Annotated in this window: 15 protein-coding genes; 7 read left to right on the forward strand and 8 right to left on the reverse strand. The window is 69.4% G+C overall.

Features of this window, described 5'->3' with window-relative positions; translation table 11 throughout:
- The first annotated feature begins 54 nt into the window (after positions 1–54).
- A complete protein-coding gene (locus DMC61_RS20150; RefSeq protein WP_125690600.1) occupies positions 55–267 on the forward strand; it encodes a hypothetical protein in 213 nt (70 codons plus the stop codon).
- Here the strand turns inward: DMC61_RS20150 and DMC61_RS20155 are convergent.
- A complete protein-coding gene (locus DMC61_RS20155) occupies positions 264–821 on the reverse strand; it encodes a carboxymuconolactone decarboxylase family protein (RefSeq protein ID WP_125690601.1) in 558 nt (185 codons plus the stop codon). The two genes, DMC61_RS20150 and DMC61_RS20155, sit on opposite strands and share 4 nt — an antisense overlap.
- Before the next feature lie 68 nt (positions 822–889).
- Here DMC61_RS20155 and DMC61_RS20160 point away from each other — a divergent pair, with 68 nt between their 5' ends.
- Positions 890–1228 (forward strand): helix-turn-helix domain-containing protein, encoded by a 339-nt coding sequence (locus tag DMC61_RS20160; protein WP_125690602.1) that lies wholly within the window; start codon positions 890–892, stop codon positions 1226–1228.
- A gap of 219 nt (positions 1229–1447) precedes the next feature.
- On the forward strand, positions 1448–1864 hold the full coding sequence (locus DMC61_RS20165; RefSeq protein ID WP_125690603.1) for an STAS domain-containing protein: 417 nt from the start codon (positions 1448–1450) through the stop codon (positions 1862–1864).
- A gap of 3 nt (positions 1865–1867) precedes the next feature.
- Here the strand turns inward: DMC61_RS20165 and DMC61_RS20170 are convergent, their stop codons facing one another.
- A complete protein-coding gene (locus DMC61_RS20170; protein WP_125690604.1) occupies positions 1868–2212 on the reverse strand; it encodes an STAS domain-containing protein in 345 nt (114 codons plus the stop codon).
- A 153-nt stretch (positions 2213–2365) separates the two neighbouring features.
- On the opposite strand from DMC61_RS20170, the gene DMC61_RS20175 reads away from it, so the two are divergent.
- A complete protein-coding gene (locus DMC61_RS20175; protein WP_043848096.1) occupies positions 2366–2779 on the forward strand; it encodes an ATP-binding protein in 414 nt (137 codons plus the stop codon).
- 6 nt (positions 2780–2785) lie between these two features.
- On the opposite strand, the gene DMC61_RS20180 is transcribed toward DMC61_RS20175, so the two are convergent.
- The 4 genes from DMC61_RS20180 to DMC61_RS20195 all read right to left on the reverse strand — a co-directional run bounded on the left by DMC61_RS20180 (position 2786) and on the right by DMC61_RS20195 (position 6173).
- Positions 2786–3619 (reverse strand): ABC transporter ATP-binding protein, encoded by an 834-nt coding sequence (locus DMC61_RS20180; protein ID WP_125690605.1) that lies wholly within the window; start codon positions 3617–3619, stop codon positions 2786–2788.
- A 39-nt stretch (positions 3620–3658) separates the two neighbouring features.
- Entirely contained in the window at positions 3659–4234 is a 576-nt protein-coding gene (locus DMC61_RS20185) for a dihydrofolate reductase family protein (RefSeq protein ID WP_016333956.1), read from the reverse strand.
- 88 nt (positions 4235–4322) lie between these two features.
- Positions 4323–4994: a response regulator transcription factor gene (locus DMC61_RS20190; RefSeq protein WP_125690606.1), complete on the reverse strand. Its 672-nt coding sequence runs from the start codon at positions 4992–4994 to the stop codon at positions 4323–4325.
- On the reverse strand, positions 4995–6173 hold the full coding sequence (locus DMC61_RS20195) for a sensor histidine kinase (protein WP_125690607.1): 1179 nt from the start codon (positions 6171–6173) through the stop codon (positions 4995–4997).
- 179 nt (positions 6174–6352) lie between these two features.
- On the opposite strand from DMC61_RS20195, the gene DMC61_RS20200 reads away from it, so the two are divergent.
- Together DMC61_RS20200 and DMC61_RS20205 are read left to right on the forward strand one after the other, a co-directional pair.
- Positions 6353–6586 (forward strand): hypothetical protein, encoded by a 234-nt coding sequence (locus DMC61_RS20200; protein WP_125690608.1) that lies wholly within the window; start codon positions 6353–6355, stop codon positions 6584–6586.
- 88 nt (positions 6587–6674) lie between these two features.
- Entirely contained in the window at positions 6675–8987 is a 2313-nt protein-coding gene (locus DMC61_RS20205; protein ID WP_125690609.1) for a LuxR C-terminal-related transcriptional regulator, read from the forward strand.
- Between the two features lie 3 nt (positions 8988–8990).
- Here DMC61_RS20205 and DMC61_RS20210 read toward each other — a convergent pair whose 3' ends face one another.
- Complete coding sequence (locus DMC61_RS20210) at positions 8991–10100, reverse strand: helix-turn-helix domain-containing protein (RefSeq protein ID WP_125690610.1); 1110 nt, start codon at positions 10098–10100, stop codon at positions 8991–8993.
- A gap of 269 nt (positions 10101–10369) precedes the next feature.
- On the opposite strand from DMC61_RS20210, the gene DMC61_RS20215 reads away from it, so the two are divergent.
- Positions 10370–12178, forward strand: a complete 1809-nt coding sequence (locus DMC61_RS20215) for a DUF262 domain-containing protein (RefSeq protein WP_125690611.1) — start codon at positions 10370–10372, stop codon at positions 12176–12178.
- A 108-nt stretch (positions 12179–12286) separates the two neighbouring features.
- On the opposite strand, the gene ilvD is transcribed toward DMC61_RS20215, so the two are convergent.
- Positions 12287–13966: a dihydroxy-acid dehydratase gene (ilvD, locus tag DMC61_RS20220; RefSeq protein ID WP_063275280.1), complete on the reverse strand. Its 1680-nt coding sequence runs from the start codon at positions 13964–13966 to the stop codon at positions 12287–12289.
- Positions 13967–14026: the final 60 nt, after the last annotated feature.

The following is a 14026-nucleotide window of genomic DNA, read 5'->3' on the forward strand; positions in this document are numbered from 1 at the left end:
CCGATCCCGCCTCGCCGCGATTGACCTCCCGTACCGGGCGAACGGAGACGGGAGATGATGACGCAACGGCTGTGGCTGGGACTGGCGGTCGTCTACACGTGCACCGCCGTGGTCCAGCTCTACCTTCTCGCCAGCACCGGCGCCGTCTGGGCCGGGACGCTCACCGCGGTCGGCTTCGTGGCGGCGCTCCTGTGCGTCCTCGCCGCTTGGAGGGCTCCGAAACAAGAACGGGACGACACAAGGGAAATCGACTCGCACCGGCCCTAACCACCGGGATAGGGGGCGGCCCACGGCTCCTCGTCGAGGCCGACCCCGCCGGCGACGTACGCGATCGTCCGGTACCAGCCCGCCAGCACGAGGAACTCCAGGAGCTGCGAAGCCGGATAGTGCTCGGCGAGTGCGGCCCACGCGGCGTCGGAAACCGTTGCCGTGTCGTGGAGTTCGTCGACGGCGGCGATCAGGGCGCGGTGGCGCTCCGGCCAGGCGGGATGCCTGGAGTCGCCGGACACGGTCGCTTCGAGCTGTTCCGGCGTCAGGCCGACCGCCGGTGCGAAAACCGTAGCGTGGACACCCCATTCGTAGCGGCATCCGCAGCGGGCGGTTACCCGCGCGATGACGATTTCCCGGTCCAGCGCGGGTAATTCGCCGTGCGCGAGCAGACCGGCGCCCAGGACGCGCATCCGCGACGCCAGCTCCCGATGGTGCTGCAGCACCCTGAACAACGCCAACGGCTCCTCCCTCACGCCGGGCGGCATCCATTTCCGCAGGGCTTGTCCGACGTCCGCCTCGTAGGGCGGGGCGAGTGGGGCGATACGGACCATGACCACCTCCGGCGCTTCGATTTCAGAACCACTATGCTGCTTCGAAAGTCGAAGCACAAGGGGGTGCCATGCCCGACCAACCGATCCCACGGCCCGGACGGCCGGTCCGCGGCTCCGAAACCGGCCGCCCCCTCATGGCCGCCCTCGATCTGCTGGGCCGCCGATGGACCCTGCGGGTGATCTGGGAACTGCGCGAGGGCGAAGTCGGCTTCCGGGAACTCCGGCGGCGCTGTGAGCACATGTCGTCGAGCGTGCTCGCCACCAGGCTGGGTGAGCTCACCGAAGCCCGCATCGTCGAGACCGGCGGGGAGGGTTACCGCCTGACCCCACTCGGGGGACGGCTCCTCGACGCGTTGCACCCACTGGAAAAATGGGGCCTCGCCTGGGAAAAGGCACTGCGCGAGTGACCGCGTAACCCACCGTTCACCGCACCGGGCCTTGCCAGGAGAGGTGAGCGGCGTACGGTGAGCAGTACGTGAGGTTGAGTCCACCAGCCCGCGCGAACGACCCGCATGTCCGCGGCCCAGCACTTTTCCAGGGCGACGCGGCGGCGAGTTGACTTGCGCAGCAGTTGTGCAGGCTTGCCCGTTGTCCGTCTCGTCCCCGGCTATCCGGGAGACACCATCATGACCGAACGCATTACTTTCACGCGGAGCAGCCGCGACGGCCCCGCCATTCCGCGACCGCGCCCGTCGGCCGAGAACCTGTTGCGGATTCAGCGGATCCGATGGAACGAAGACCTGCTGGTCATCGCCGCGGCCGGGGAGATCGACCTCGCCACCGCGGGAAGACTGGACCATGCCCTGCGCGGCCGCCTCCCGGCCGCCACGGTGCTCGATCTCAGCGAGGTCGGCTTCCTCGGTGTCGCCGGATTACGGGTCATCGAATCCGCCGCGGCCCGCGCCCGCGCCGAACACCGCACCACCGGCGTCGTCGCCGACACCCGGCCGGTCCTGCGTCTGCTGCATCTCTTCGCCACCGAGACCCAGATCCCGGTGTACCGGCGCCTCGACCACGCGATCCTGGAGGTGCCCAGCCGCTGAGGATCAGGCGAGCGGCAGGAGCGTGGCCAGTCCCGTCTTCGAAGCCAGCCGCAGGATCGTGGGCGACGGCAGGAAGCGCAGCGCGACTCCCTGAGTACTGCACCGGTCGTTGATCCCGACCAGGGTCGCCAAACCGGTGGAATCGCAGAACTCCACGCCTTCGAGGTCGACGACGAGCCTGCCCGGCACGGGCTCCAGCGCCTCCTCGAACGTCTCCTTGAGATCTTCGGAGGTCGTCAGATCGATCTCGCCCGCCACCGCGATGACGACCTCGGCGCCATCGGGCCTGGCGACGGACACCGAGAACGGGACCTCCCGGTGTTCGCCGTCTCCGCTCGTCACCGTCATCCACCCCTCACGATCGGTACCCGACAGTCCTGAACATATCGGATGACGGTGCCCGCTCGCGCGGCTCGTGCGTCCCGGCCCCGGCGGTGCCTTAGCCTTGTCGAAGGATCCGGCGGTCGTGGACCGCGGCGGACGACGAGGAGAAGCTCCGTGATGCCGATCGACGAGCCGGTGCGCGAGAACACCGACGGGCTGGTCCTCGAGGTCGCCGCCGTCCCCGCCCAGGCCGCCGCGTTGCGGGACATCCTGGCGAAATGGGCCCTCGACCACGGTCTTCCCCGTGACCTGGCCGAGGATCTCAAGCTCACCGCCTACGAAGCGATGACGAACGTCGTCAAGCACGCCTACCCGGACGGCACCGAAGGCAACGTCATGACGGTGACCGCCGCCCACGACGACGGCCACCTCAAGATCAGCGTGGCCGACGAGGGGCGCTGGCGCGACGGCCCCCGTCCGGAGGGCGGCCGCGGCTTGCCGATCATCCGCGCCTTCGCGCCGGAGGCCTCGGTGACGAGCACTCCCACCGGGACCATCGTCCGGCTCGCCTGGCCCTGCCCTTCCCGCTGACCGACTTCAGGAGCGGCGGACCGCGTGCGCGGCCCACCGTCCGTTGATGCGGTGGATCTCGACGTCCCGCTCGTAACAGGCGGAAAGCCCTTCGTCGGTGAGGACCTCGTCGATCGGCCCCGCGGCGGTGATCCTGCCGCGGCGCACCATCAGGGCGTGTGTGGCCGTCGCCGGGATCTCCTCCAGGTGATGGGTCACGGTCACCGTGGCCAGTTCCGGCTGAGCCAGCGTCAGGTTCTCCAATGCCATCAGGAGATCCTCGCGGCCGGGCAGGTCGAGACCGGCGAACGGCTCGTCCAGCAGGAGCAGCAGCGGATCGGCCATGAGCGCCCTGGCGAGCCGGACCCGGGCGCGCTCGCCCTGCGAGCAGACGCGCACCGGCCGGTCGCGCAGTTCGGTGCAGCCGACCAGTTCGAGCAGCTTCGACGCCCTGTCGCGGATCGCGTCGTCGTAGCGGTCCCAGAGCGGGAGCACGCTTCCGCTGTACCCGGTGAGCACCACGGTGTGCGCGTCGTGGTTCTCCGCGTCGGGCAGCCGCTGGTTCGCGCCGACGAAGCCGATGTGCGTCCGCACGTCACGCAGGTCGACCGCGCCCATCCGGTGGCCGAGCACGACGGCCGTGCCCGCGCTGGGGAACCGCTGGGTCGAGGCCACCGAAAGGATCGTCGACTTCCCCGCGCCGTTGCGGCCGAGGACGACCCACCGCTGGCCGTAGTCCACCCGCCAGTCGACGTCCGACACCAGCGGCACCCGGCCGACGTGCACCTCGACCCCGGAAAGCTCCACCGCCGGTCCGTCGAGGTTCGGCTGTACGAAGACGGGCTTGTTCACGCGGTTCATGATCGCAGGGCACGCGGCCGTCACCCGGTCGGGGTCCGATCATCGGATGACGTCGTAGACCAGCTTCTGGATGCCGTTGCCGTAGGCCTCGCTCTCGACGAGCTTGAGGCTCTGCTTGTCCTTGTCGGTGTCGCTGAACAGCCTCTTCCCCGCGCCGAGCAGGACCGGGAACACCAGCAGGTGGTAGCGGTCGATCAGGCCGGCGTCGGCGAGGTTCCGGTCCAGTTCCGCGCTGCCGTGGAGGATGATCGGCCCGCCCTCGGTCTCCTTGAGCTTCGCGACGTCGTCGAGCGAGCGCAGGATCGTGGTCTCCCCCCAGTTGTCGACGAGGTCCTCGTCCCGCAGCGTGGTCGACACGACGTATTTCGGCATCGCGTTGTATTCGGCGAACTCCTCGGTCATACCGGGCCACACCGGCGAGAACGCCTGGTAGCTGACCCGGCCCATCATCATCGCCGTGGCTTCGCCCTGCTCACGCCCCTTGAGCTCGTAGGCCGCTTCGTCGAACTCGATGCCGTTGAAGGTCCAGCCGGAGTTGCGGTAGCCCGGCTCTCCGCCGGGCCCTTCGACGACGCCGTCGAGCGAGACGAACGCGGTGGCGATCAGGGTGCGCATCTGGTTTCTCCTTGATGGTTCCGAACTGCTTTCGACACTGCGTCGACCGGGGAACGACGGATTCGACACCGCGCCGGAAAAAAATTTCTCAATCTTCGGCGTCGCGGACCAGCAAGGCGATCTGGACCCTGTTCTCGACGCCGAGCTTGGCGAGCATGCTGCTCGTGTGCGCCTTCACCGTCGCGACGGTGATGTCCAGCTTGCGCGCGACGTCGGTGTTGGACAGGCCCTCGGCGATGGCGCCCGCCGTCTCGCGTTCGCGGTCGGTCAGCGTGGCCAGCAGCCCGCGTGCGGTTTCCCGCGACGCCCGGCGCGCGTCGGACGAATGCGGCCCGGTGGCCGCGCTGATCAGCCGAGCCGTGGCGGCGGGCGAGAGCGCGGGTTCGCCGGTCGCGACCGTGCGGATCGCCGCGAGGATCCGCGGCGGCGGGGTGTCCTTGAGCAGGAATCCGAGCGCGCCGACACGCAGCGCGCCCAGCACCATCTCGTCCGAGTCGAACGTGGTGAGCACCAGCACCCGGGGCGGGTGCGGGAGGCCGAGGATCTCCTCGGTCGCGCTCAGCCCGTCGCGTCCGGGCATCCGGACGTCCATCAGGACGACGTCGGGCCGCTGCTCCCCCACCACGCCGACCGCGGCGTCGCCGTCGGCGGCTTCACCGACCACGACGAGGTCGGGCTCGCCGTCGACGATGAGCCGCAGCGCCATCCGCACCAGATGCTCGTCGTCGACCAGCACGACCCGCACCCGCTCGCCGTCCATTCACTCGCTCCCTTCGCGGACCGGCCACGGCAGACGCGCGGCGAGCACGAATCCGCCGCCGGGTTCCGCGTGGTGGTCCAGTTCGCCGCCTGCCAGTCCGACCCGCTCGGACAGGCCCAGCAGGCCGAATCCCGACGCCGGCGGGCCCGTGATCGCCCGCGCCGCACCGGAATCCCGGATCGTCGCGCGCAGCCCGTCGCCCGGTTTTCCTTCGACGGCGACGACCACGTCCGCGCCGGGCGCGTGTTTGCCCGCGTTGGTCAGCCCTTCCTGCACGATCCGGTAGACGGTCCTCGCGATCGCGTCCGGCGGCTCGCTCTCGGTCGTGATGTTCATCGTGACGTCCAGTCCCAGCGCCCGCGCGTCCGCGACGAGCGCGGGCAGATCCGCCAACGAGGGTTGCGGTGGTTCCAGCTCGTCCGGGTCCGCCCGCAGCACGCCGAGGACGTCCCGAAGTTCCTCCAGCGCCTGGTGGGAGCCGTCGGCGATGCCGCGCGCCAGCTCCGCGACCTGCTCGGCGGGCAGATCCGGGCGGTGCCCCAGCACCCCGGCCTGCATCGCGACCAGCGAGACCCGGTGCGCGAGGACGTCGTGCATCTCGCGCGCGATCCGGTGCCGCTCCACGATCCGCGCCTCGGCCGCCCGCGCGGCCTGCTCCCGTTCCACGCTTTCGACCCGTTCCCGCAGGGAGCGCACCTCCTCCCGGCGCGCCCCGATCGCGGCGCCCACGGCCACCACGATGCCCACCAGCAAGGTGGGGATGCTGATCATCAGCCACAGCGGCCCCGGCGTCTCGCGCATCGGGTACAGGTCGATGATCAGAATCGCCGTGACCACGGAAAGCACCGCCGCGACCGCCGTTTCGGCCGGTCGCCGCCGGGTGGCCAGCGAACAGAGCGCCAGCAGCGACGCGCCGCCGGCCAGCACCGACGCCGTCGAGGCGAGGATGACCGCGATGGCGATCACGACCGGGAAGCGGCGGCGCCACAGCAGGGCGACCAGGCAGGCGAGCGCGATCAGCGGATCGCCGGTGATCATCCACTCGACCCTCGGGCCCGACGCACCCACCGGCAATTGCGACGCCGTGATGATCCAGAGCAGCACGCCCAGCCCCGCCGCGGCGAGCAGGCGCCAGGCGTGTCCCCAGGGACGGACGGGCGGCTGGGCGTCGGCGATCACCGGCCCATCATGGTCGACCGGCCCGCGGCGGCGCAGCCGGACACGGGACGATCCCGGCCCCGACCTCGGTCGCGACGGGGATCGACTTTGGTCGAACACGAGGTGCGACGCGCTGCCGATGTGCGCCGGGCTCCGCGCGGGCGATGCTGGGCCCGACCGTGGAGCAGGAGGTAGGGAGTATGACCAAGGGCGGCTATCTGGGGCTGCAGATCTTCGGGATGGTGGCCGTCGCCGTCTTCGCGCAGGCCGCCATCCGCAGCCTCTTCGATCGTTCCTCGACCCAGTTGTGGGGCGCGTTCGACTGGGTACCCGGTGAGTGGGGCGGCAGGTTGATCGTGTTCCTGCTGCTCGCGGCCACCGGGACGGTGCTGGCGGGCTGGGCGCACGACCGCGCCAAGCGAGTGGCCCGCTAGGCCCGCGCCGGTCCGCTAGTATCCGCAGCCGGGCGTTTTCCGTCTACATCGGACGGAAACGCGGGGCTGGTCGATCGCGGGAGAGTGCATGGCGGACGGAGTTGGCTCGCTTGCGGGGTGGTCTGCCGATCCCACCGAAGTGACCAGCTACGTCGGCCGGGACGCCGAGACCGGCGAGGCGAGGCGTCTGCTGGAGGCCTCGTCGCTGGTCACGCTCACGGGGCCGGGCGGGGTGGGAAAGACCAGGCTCGCCTGGCGGATCGCGGCGGCCCACCGGGAGGCCACGGCCGACGAGGTCGCGTTCGTGTCGCTGGCCGAGCTGCGGGAACCCGCGTTGCTGGTGCCGACGGTGGCGAACGTGCTCGGCTTCGGTGACCGCTCGGCGAAACCGGCCATCGACGTCGTCGTCGAAGCCCTGCAGGCGAGCCGTCTGCTGCTCGTGCTCGACAACTGCGAGCATCTGGTCGACAGCTGCGCCTGGTTCGCCGACACCGTGGTCAGGGCCTGTCCCCAGGTGACCGTGCTGGCCACGAGCAGGCAGTCGCTCGGCGTGGCGGGCGAGCGTGTCCTGCCGGTGCCGCCGCTGGCGATCCCGGAACAGGGCGACTCCTTCGAACGCGTGATGAACGACGATTCCGTGCGCCTGTTCGTCGATCGCGCGACCGCGGTCGCGCCGTCGTTCCAGCTCACCGAGTCCGACGTCGAGCCGCTGATCCGGCTGTGCCGCAGGCTCGACGGGCTGCCGCTGGCCATCGAACTGGCCGCCGTCCGCGCGCGGGCGCTGTCCGTCCGGCAGCTGGCCGACCGCCTCGACCGGCAGTTCTCGGTGCTCACGAAGGACCGGCGGGGGCGGCCGGAGCGACACGAGACCATGCGGGCCCTGATCGACTGGAGCCACGACCTGTGCACCGCGCCCGAACGGCTGCTGTGGGCACGCGCGTCGGTGTTCTCCGGCAGCTTCGACCTCGACGCCGCCGAGCAGGTCTGCTGCGGTGGCGAACTGCCGCGCGAACAGGTCCTCGAAGTCGTCGACGGGCTGCTCGACAAGTCCATCCTGCTGCGCGAGGAATACCCCGGCGGCGTGCGGTACCGCATGCTGGAATCGGTGCGCGAGTACGGCGCCGACAGGCTCAGCGAGACGGGCGGGACGGCGGAGTTCCGGAAACGGCACCGGGACTGGTTCGCCGAACTCGCCGGCCGGTACGCCACCGAATGGCTGGAGACCGATCAGCTCGGCTGGATCGGACGGCTGCGGCGCGAACACGCGAACCTGCGCGTCGCCCTCGACTACTGCACCGGCACCCCCGAGGACGCGGTCGTCGGGCTGCGGATGTTGCGCGACGTCAAGGAGTTCTGGATCGTCCGCGGGCTCAACACCGAAGGCCGGATGTGGGTCCGCCGCCTCGACGAGGCCGCGGCGCCGGGTGTCCCCGAGCGGGCGCACGGGCTGTGGCTCTCCGGGTTCCTGGCGGTGGTGCAGGGAGACATGTCCGCCCACCGGTGCATGGTGGAGAGGGCATCCGCCGAAGCCGAGGCGAGCGGCGACGAACTCGCCGCCGCGTATGTGCTCCACGTCCGCGCCTACGCCGCGCTGATCGGCGACGACATGGCCGAAGCGTCACGCCTGTTCGGCACGGCCATCGACCTGTTCCGTGCCCACGGCGACGAGGGGGGCGACCTCTGGGCGAGTTACAACCACGGGCTCGCCGTCTGGCTGAACGGCGACATGGACAGTGGCCGGAAGGTGCTCGCGGAAGCCGTCGAGCGCTGCGAACGGCGCGGTGAGGTGTTCTGGCGCGGCTGGGCACTCTGGTCCCGCGCCGCCGCCGAATACCTGCAAGGTGATCTCGCCGTCGCCGAGCGCTGCTGCGAGCAGGTCCTTCGCCTGCACGAGCGGGTGGACGACCGCGTCGTCGTCGGGTTCACGCTCACCGTGATGGCGGGCTGCGCGGCCCGGACCAAACGCCCCAACCGGGCGGCGATCCTGCAGGGTGCCGCGATGAACGTCTGGCGCACGGTCGGCGCGTGGCCGACCCGGTACGAGGCGTTCACCGAACCGCTGCTCGCCGACACCGACACCGTGACGAGCGCGCTGGGCTGGGAGGTCGCGGTCAAGGAATTCGCCGACGGCGCCGCGATGCCCACCCGCGACGCCATCGCGTACGCCCTCGAAGAACGCACCCCCGGCCCGCGGAAACAGACCGCGCAGGTGCTCACCAAACGCGAGACCGAGATCGCGCACGTGATCGCCGAGGGCCTGACGAACCAGGAGATCGCCGACCGGCTCGGCATCGCCCGGCGCACGGTGGACACCCATATCGACCACATCCTCACCAAGCTCGGCTACTCGAACCGCGTCCAGGTCGCCACCTGGGTGACCCGGTCCGCGGATCCCGTCTGACGCTCACGCCACCTTCATCGGGGCGGACCCGGCCGGTTCGACCGTGAGCAGCTCCGCGCGCAGGGCGATCCGCAGGTCCAGACGGGACTGAGGGTCGTCGAGCCGTGCACCGAACAGGACCCGCAGCCGCCGCATGCGGTTCCGGACCGTCTGCGGGTGGACGCCGAGGTTGTTCGCGATCTCGGGTGCCCCGCCGCGGGCGGAAAGCATGGCGTCGAGGGTTTCGGCGAGCTTGGCGCGCTCGTTGGCGGGCAGGTCGGCGATCGGCGCGAGACTGCGGTTCACCAGTGCGGTGGTGAGCACCTCGTCGGCGAACAGCCAATGCGTGGTCAGGTGATCCGACCAGCGCACGAGCGGGCCGTCCTCGATCACCTCGCGGCGGACCAGCTCCAGCGTCCGGCGCGCCCACCGCAGGGACACCGCGGCGTCGGCGGGTGCCACCGCGGGCCCGACCGCCGCGCGCGTCCCCGCCAGGACACCGCCGATCTCGACGTCGTCGGGCACGAGCAGATGCGGGTACTCCCCGGCGAGGTCGGCCAGCACCTCCGGGCCGAACGAGGCACGGACGGCGCCGGGCTCGGCGGCGACGGCCACCACCCGCGCGGGCGGCACCCAGCCCGCTTCCGCCGCGAGTCCCGCCCATTTCGCGGGCGGGCGGCCGCTCAAGATCTCTTTCAGCAGGTCACGGCGCAGCTCGGCGACCGAGGGCGTGTGGGCGGCGCGGTAGGCCGCGGTGGACAGCCGGATCAGGACGTCGGAGCAGCGGAGCAGGGCCTCCACCCCGGTGTCCATCAGGGCGGACCCGGCCCCGGGCTGCCGCGACAGCGACGCCAGCGCGGGAAGGGCGCCGCGGCCGGCCGAGTGGTAGGCCCGGGAGAGCCGGTCCAGCTCCTTGCCCGCCGCGTACTCGGCGACGCCGACCTGACGGAAGGCGTCCGCACCCGCCGCGATACCCAGGTTCATCCCGTCTCGCTCGAGTACCGAGGCGACGAACTCGGTGGCACGCGCGTCGAACAGCGGCGCGTGCTCGGGCAGCGAATGCCGGATCCCGTCGACGACCACGCGGGCGATCACGAGGGCGGCGGAGCGGGCTGGGGCGTGGGACGCGGTCATCGTCGACCTCCGGAGCAGCGGGAATCGTCGGGCCGCCGAGTCTGCTACTCCGGAGTAGCGGGGCACATCGGGTGAATTACGTACTCGGGCCCGGCGGGCCTACGCATCACCCGTTCGTGGAGGCCTCAGACGCCGGAGCATCGATGGCCGCCACCGCCGAGCACAGAACGTGATCGACATGAAGCAATCAGCTACTGATCTGAACGTAACGCCTCCAGGCGATCGAGCGACTGGCAACTAGCTCGAGTCGATGCTTCAGGGGAGATCCAGTGCAGGCCAACACACTGACGCCGCAGAAACTGTTCGAACCGCAGGTTCGCTACGTGATCCCGGTGTTCCAGCGGCCCTATGTGTGGGAAATCGAAAAGCAGTGGGAGCCGCTATGGGCAGACGTCCGGGCGGTCGCCGAAGAACTTCTTGAGGCACAGGACCTCGCTCATCACCCCGATGTGCCTGCGCACTTCTTGGGAGCGGTCGTCCTCGACCAACAGCCGAATCCCGCAGGATACATCCAGGTACGGCACGTCATCGATGGCCAGCAGCGCTTGATCACCCTGCAACTGCTGCTCAACGCAGTACGGCAGGTCGCCGAGAAGTATGGCCGTTCGCGCGACGCGGCTTTGCTCAAAGCCCTCGTCCGCAATCCCGAGCACATCATCGAGGAGGACGACGAGTTACTGAAGGTATGGCCGATCTTGGCTGACCGGGCACCGTTCCAGGATGCCATGGATGACGATCCAGCAAACGACTCCGGCGAACACCGGGTAAGCCAAGCGATCGTCTTCCTGCGCGAGCGCATTCGGAGCTGGGCCCTCGAAAGCGGCGAGGACGAAGCCAGTGATCGACTGCGGTCTCTGACCACCACCCTGGCACGGCATCTCAAGCTAGTCGTGATTGATCTCGAGCCTGGCGACAATGCGCAAGCGATCTTCGAAGCACTCAACGACCGTGGTAGTCCGCTGCTGGCTGCGGACTTGGTGAAGAATGCCGTTTTCCAGGCCGCCGAGCGGCAGCACCTGGACACCGAACAACTCGACCGGGACTACTGGGAAGCCGTATCCGGAGATTTTTGGCGTAAAGAGCTCCGTCAAGGCCGCCTGAACAGGCCCCGGATCGATGTCTTCCTCAACTACTGGCTCACCATGCGGCGAGCACACCTGGTTCCCTCGGATCGGATCTTCACGGACTTCCGGGACCACGTCCTCACGCCAGCGGAGGACGTGCGGACAGTCCTCGCGGAACTGAAGAGCGACGCTCAGTGTTACCGGCAACTCGACAGCCTTGCACCGTACTCGACACCGGGCACTTTTCATTACCGAGTAATCGAAGTGATGGACATCGCCGCCACGATGCCCTTACTTCTCTGGCTCCTGCGACCAGCCTCGTCAGTTCCTCCGGCTGCTCGCGACCAGGCACTGAAGGCCGTCGAAAGTTGGCTGGTCAGGCGCATGCTGTGCCGCACGACTCTCGCCGACACGAACAGTGTCGTCGTCGAGCTCATCAAACATCTGGGTCTCCAACAACCGCACGAAATCGGAACCGCGACCGAAAGGTTCCTGGCCGAGCAGACCGGCGACTCGCGGCGATGGCCGCTCGACGTCGAGGTGATCGACAGCCTGCGGAAGATTCGTTTCTACTCCGTGATGATCCCACGGCGACGTGGACGCATGGTCCTGGAAGCCTTGGAAGACAGCTACCGGTCTCCCAAGAGCGAGGATGCGCACTGTCCACGAGGTAGCCTCACCATCGAACACATCATGCCTGTCAGCTGGGAAAAGAACTGGGGCACCGGGCTGGCGGATGACGCCGATAGCCGACTGCGGCGTGACCATCGCGTACAACGGCTGGGAAATCTCACTCTGCTCACGAGCCGGTTGAACCCTGTCCTCTCGAACAGCGGCTGGTCCGGCAACGAGCACCACCAAGGCAAGCGGGAGGGCATCGCCGAGCACAGCGTGTTGATGCTCAACAAGCACCTCCTCGCCGATCAGGCTCGTTGGACCGAGGAAGACATCGAGGAACGCTCCCAGCTCCTCGCTTCCCGAATCGCGGAAAAAATCTGGACACGCCCGGCGTAGTGGTGTTCGGCAGGCCGGACCTGGCCGTTCATGAAGGAATTGGGACGTTGGACGTCCCAATTCCTTCATGGACACATACCATCCCCCGCGCGGCCCCCGGCTGCCCTCCTACTCGCAGACGGCTCCGTGCGCAGCGCTCCGCACGACCTTGGCGTACTTGCCGAGCACCCCGCGCGTGTACGCGGGCGCCTTCGGCGTCCAGCCCTCCTTGCGCGCCTCGATGTCGTCGATCCCGACTTCCAGCGTCCGGTTCGCGACGTCGAGGGTGATCGGGTCACCGTCGCGCACGAAGGCGATCGGCCCGGCGTCGACGGCTTCCGGGGCGATGTGGCCGACGCAGAGGCCGGTCGTGCCGCCGCTGAACCGGCCGTCGGTGATGAGCAGGACGTCCTTGCCGAGCCCGGCGCCCTTGATCGCGCCGGTGATGGCGAGCATCTCCCGCATCCCCGGTCCGCCCTTGGGACCCTCGTAGCGGATGACGACGACGTCGCCGGCAACGATCCGGCCCTCGGCGAGCGCGTCGAGAGCGGCCCGCTCGCCGTCGAAGACCCGCGCGGTACCGGTGAACGTCGATTCGTCGAAGCCCGCCGACTTCACGACCGCGCCTTCGGGCGCCAGCGAGCCCTTGAGGATGGTCAGCCCGCCGGTCTTGTGGATCGGGCGGTCGAGCGGGCGGATGATCTCGCCGTCGACCCCGGCCGGGGCGATGCCTTCGAGGTTCTCGGCCATCGTCTTCCCGGTCACGGTGAGCACGTCGCCGTGCATGAGCCCGGCGTCGAGCAGCGCCTTCATCACCACGGGGATGCCGCCGACCTTGTCGACGTCGTTCATCACGTACTTCCCGAACGGTTTGAGATCGCCGAGGTGCGGAACCTTGTCGCCGATCCGGTTGAAGTCGTCGATGCGCAGATCGACCTCCGCCTCGCGCGCGATCGCGAGCAGGTGGAGGACGGCGTTGGTCGAACCGCCCAGCGCCATCACGACGGCGATGGCGTTCTCGAACGCCTCCATGGTCATGATCTGCCGCGCGGTGATGCCCTGGCGGAGCATGCCGACCACGGCCTCCCCCGACCGGTGCGCGAACCCGTCACGACGCCGGTCGACGGCGGGCGGGGCGGCCGATCCGGGCAGCGACATGCCGAGCGCTTCGGCGACCGACGCCATCGTGTTGGCGGTGTACATGCCGCCGCAGGCGCCTTCGCCGGGGCAGATCGCGCGTTCGATCTTGTCCACTTCGGCGCGGCTGATCTTGCCCGCGAGACACGCGCCCACGGCTTCGAACGCGTCGATGATGGTGACGTCCTGACCGTCGACCTGACCGGGCATGATCGAGCCGGCGTAAAGGAAGACGGACGCGAGATCGAGCCGGGCCGCGGCCATGAGCATGCCCGGCAAGGACTTGTCACAGCCCGCCAGCAGCACGGAGCCGTCCAGCCGCTCGGCCATCATCACCGTCTCGACCGAATCGGCGATCACCTCGCGGGACACCAGCGAGAAGTGCATTCCCTCGTGGCCCATGGAAATTCCGTCGGACACCGAGATCGTGCCGAACTCCAGCGGGTAGCCGCCGGCCGCGTGCACGCCGTTCTTGACCGCCTTGGCCAGCCGGTCGAGCGACAGATTGCACGGCGTGATCTCGTTCCACGAGGACGCCACGCCGATCTGCGGTTTGGCGAAGTCGTCGTCGCCCATCCCGACCGCGCGGAGCATCCCGCGGGCCGCCGCGCGCTCCAGGCCGTCGGTCACGTCGCGCGAACGAGGTTTCAAATCCGGCTGGTCTTGCGGCATCGGGGCACCTTCCTTCGTGGCGGGACACCGGGCACGCTGCCAACCCCGCGCGTCCGGCGC

The sequence above is a fragment of the Amycolatopsis sp. WAC 04169 genome (assembly GCF_003947535.1).
Lineage (GTDB): Bacteria > Actinomycetota > Actinomycetes > Mycobacteriales > Pseudonocardiaceae > Amycolatopsis > Amycolatopsis keratiniphila.

What these genes read in the sequence shown, in the direction of transcription:
- DMC61_RS20150 (WP_125690600.1), top strand. Translation starts at nt 55, where the DNA reads ATGATGACGCAACGGCTGTGGCTGGGACTGGCGGTCGTCTACACGTGC.
- DMC61_RS20155 (WP_125690601.1), bottom strand. Translation starts at nt 821, where the DNA reads ATGGTCCGTATCGCCCCACTCGCCCCGCCCTACGAGGCGGACGTCGGA.
- DMC61_RS20160 (WP_125690602.1), top strand. Translation starts at nt 890, where the DNA reads ATGCCCGACCAACCGATCCCACGGCCCGGACGGCCGGTCCGCGGCTCC.
- DMC61_RS20165 (WP_125690603.1), top strand. Translation starts at nt 1,448, where the DNA reads ATGACCGAACGCATTACTTTCACGCGGAGCAGCCGCGACGGCCCCGCC.
- DMC61_RS20170 (WP_125690604.1), bottom strand. Translation starts at nt 2,212, where the DNA reads ATGACGGTGACGAGCGGAGACGGCGAACACCGGGAGGTCCCGTTCTCG.
- DMC61_RS20175 (WP_043848096.1), top strand. Translation starts at nt 2,366, where the DNA reads ATGCCGATCGACGAGCCGGTGCGCGAGAACACCGACGGGCTGGTCCTC.
- DMC61_RS20180 (WP_125690605.1), bottom strand. Translation starts at nt 3,619, where the DNA reads ATGAACCGCGTGAACAAGCCCGTCTTCGTACAGCCGAACCTCGACGGA.
- DMC61_RS20185 (WP_016333956.1), bottom strand. Translation starts at nt 4,234, where the DNA reads ATGCGCACCCTGATCGCCACCGCGTTCGTCTCGCTCGACGGCGTCGTC.
- DMC61_RS20190 (WP_125690606.1), bottom strand. Translation starts at nt 4,994, where the DNA reads ATGGACGGCGAGCGGGTGCGGGTCGTGCTGGTCGACGACGAGCATCTG.
- DMC61_RS20200 (WP_125690608.1), top strand. Translation starts at nt 6,353, where the DNA reads ATGACCAAGGGCGGCTATCTGGGGCTGCAGATCTTCGGGATGGTGGCC.
- DMC61_RS20205 (WP_125690609.1), top strand. Translation starts at nt 6,675, where the DNA reads ATGGCGGACGGAGTTGGCTCGCTTGCGGGGTGGTCTGCCGATCCCACC.
- DMC61_RS20210 (WP_125690610.1), bottom strand. Translation starts at nt 10,100, where the DNA reads ATGACCGCGTCCCACGCCCCAGCCCGCTCCGCCGCCCTCGTGATCGCC.
- ilvD (WP_063275280.1), bottom strand. Translation starts at nt 13,966, where the DNA reads ATGCCGCAAGACCAGCCGGATTTGAAACCTCGTTCGCGCGACGTGACC.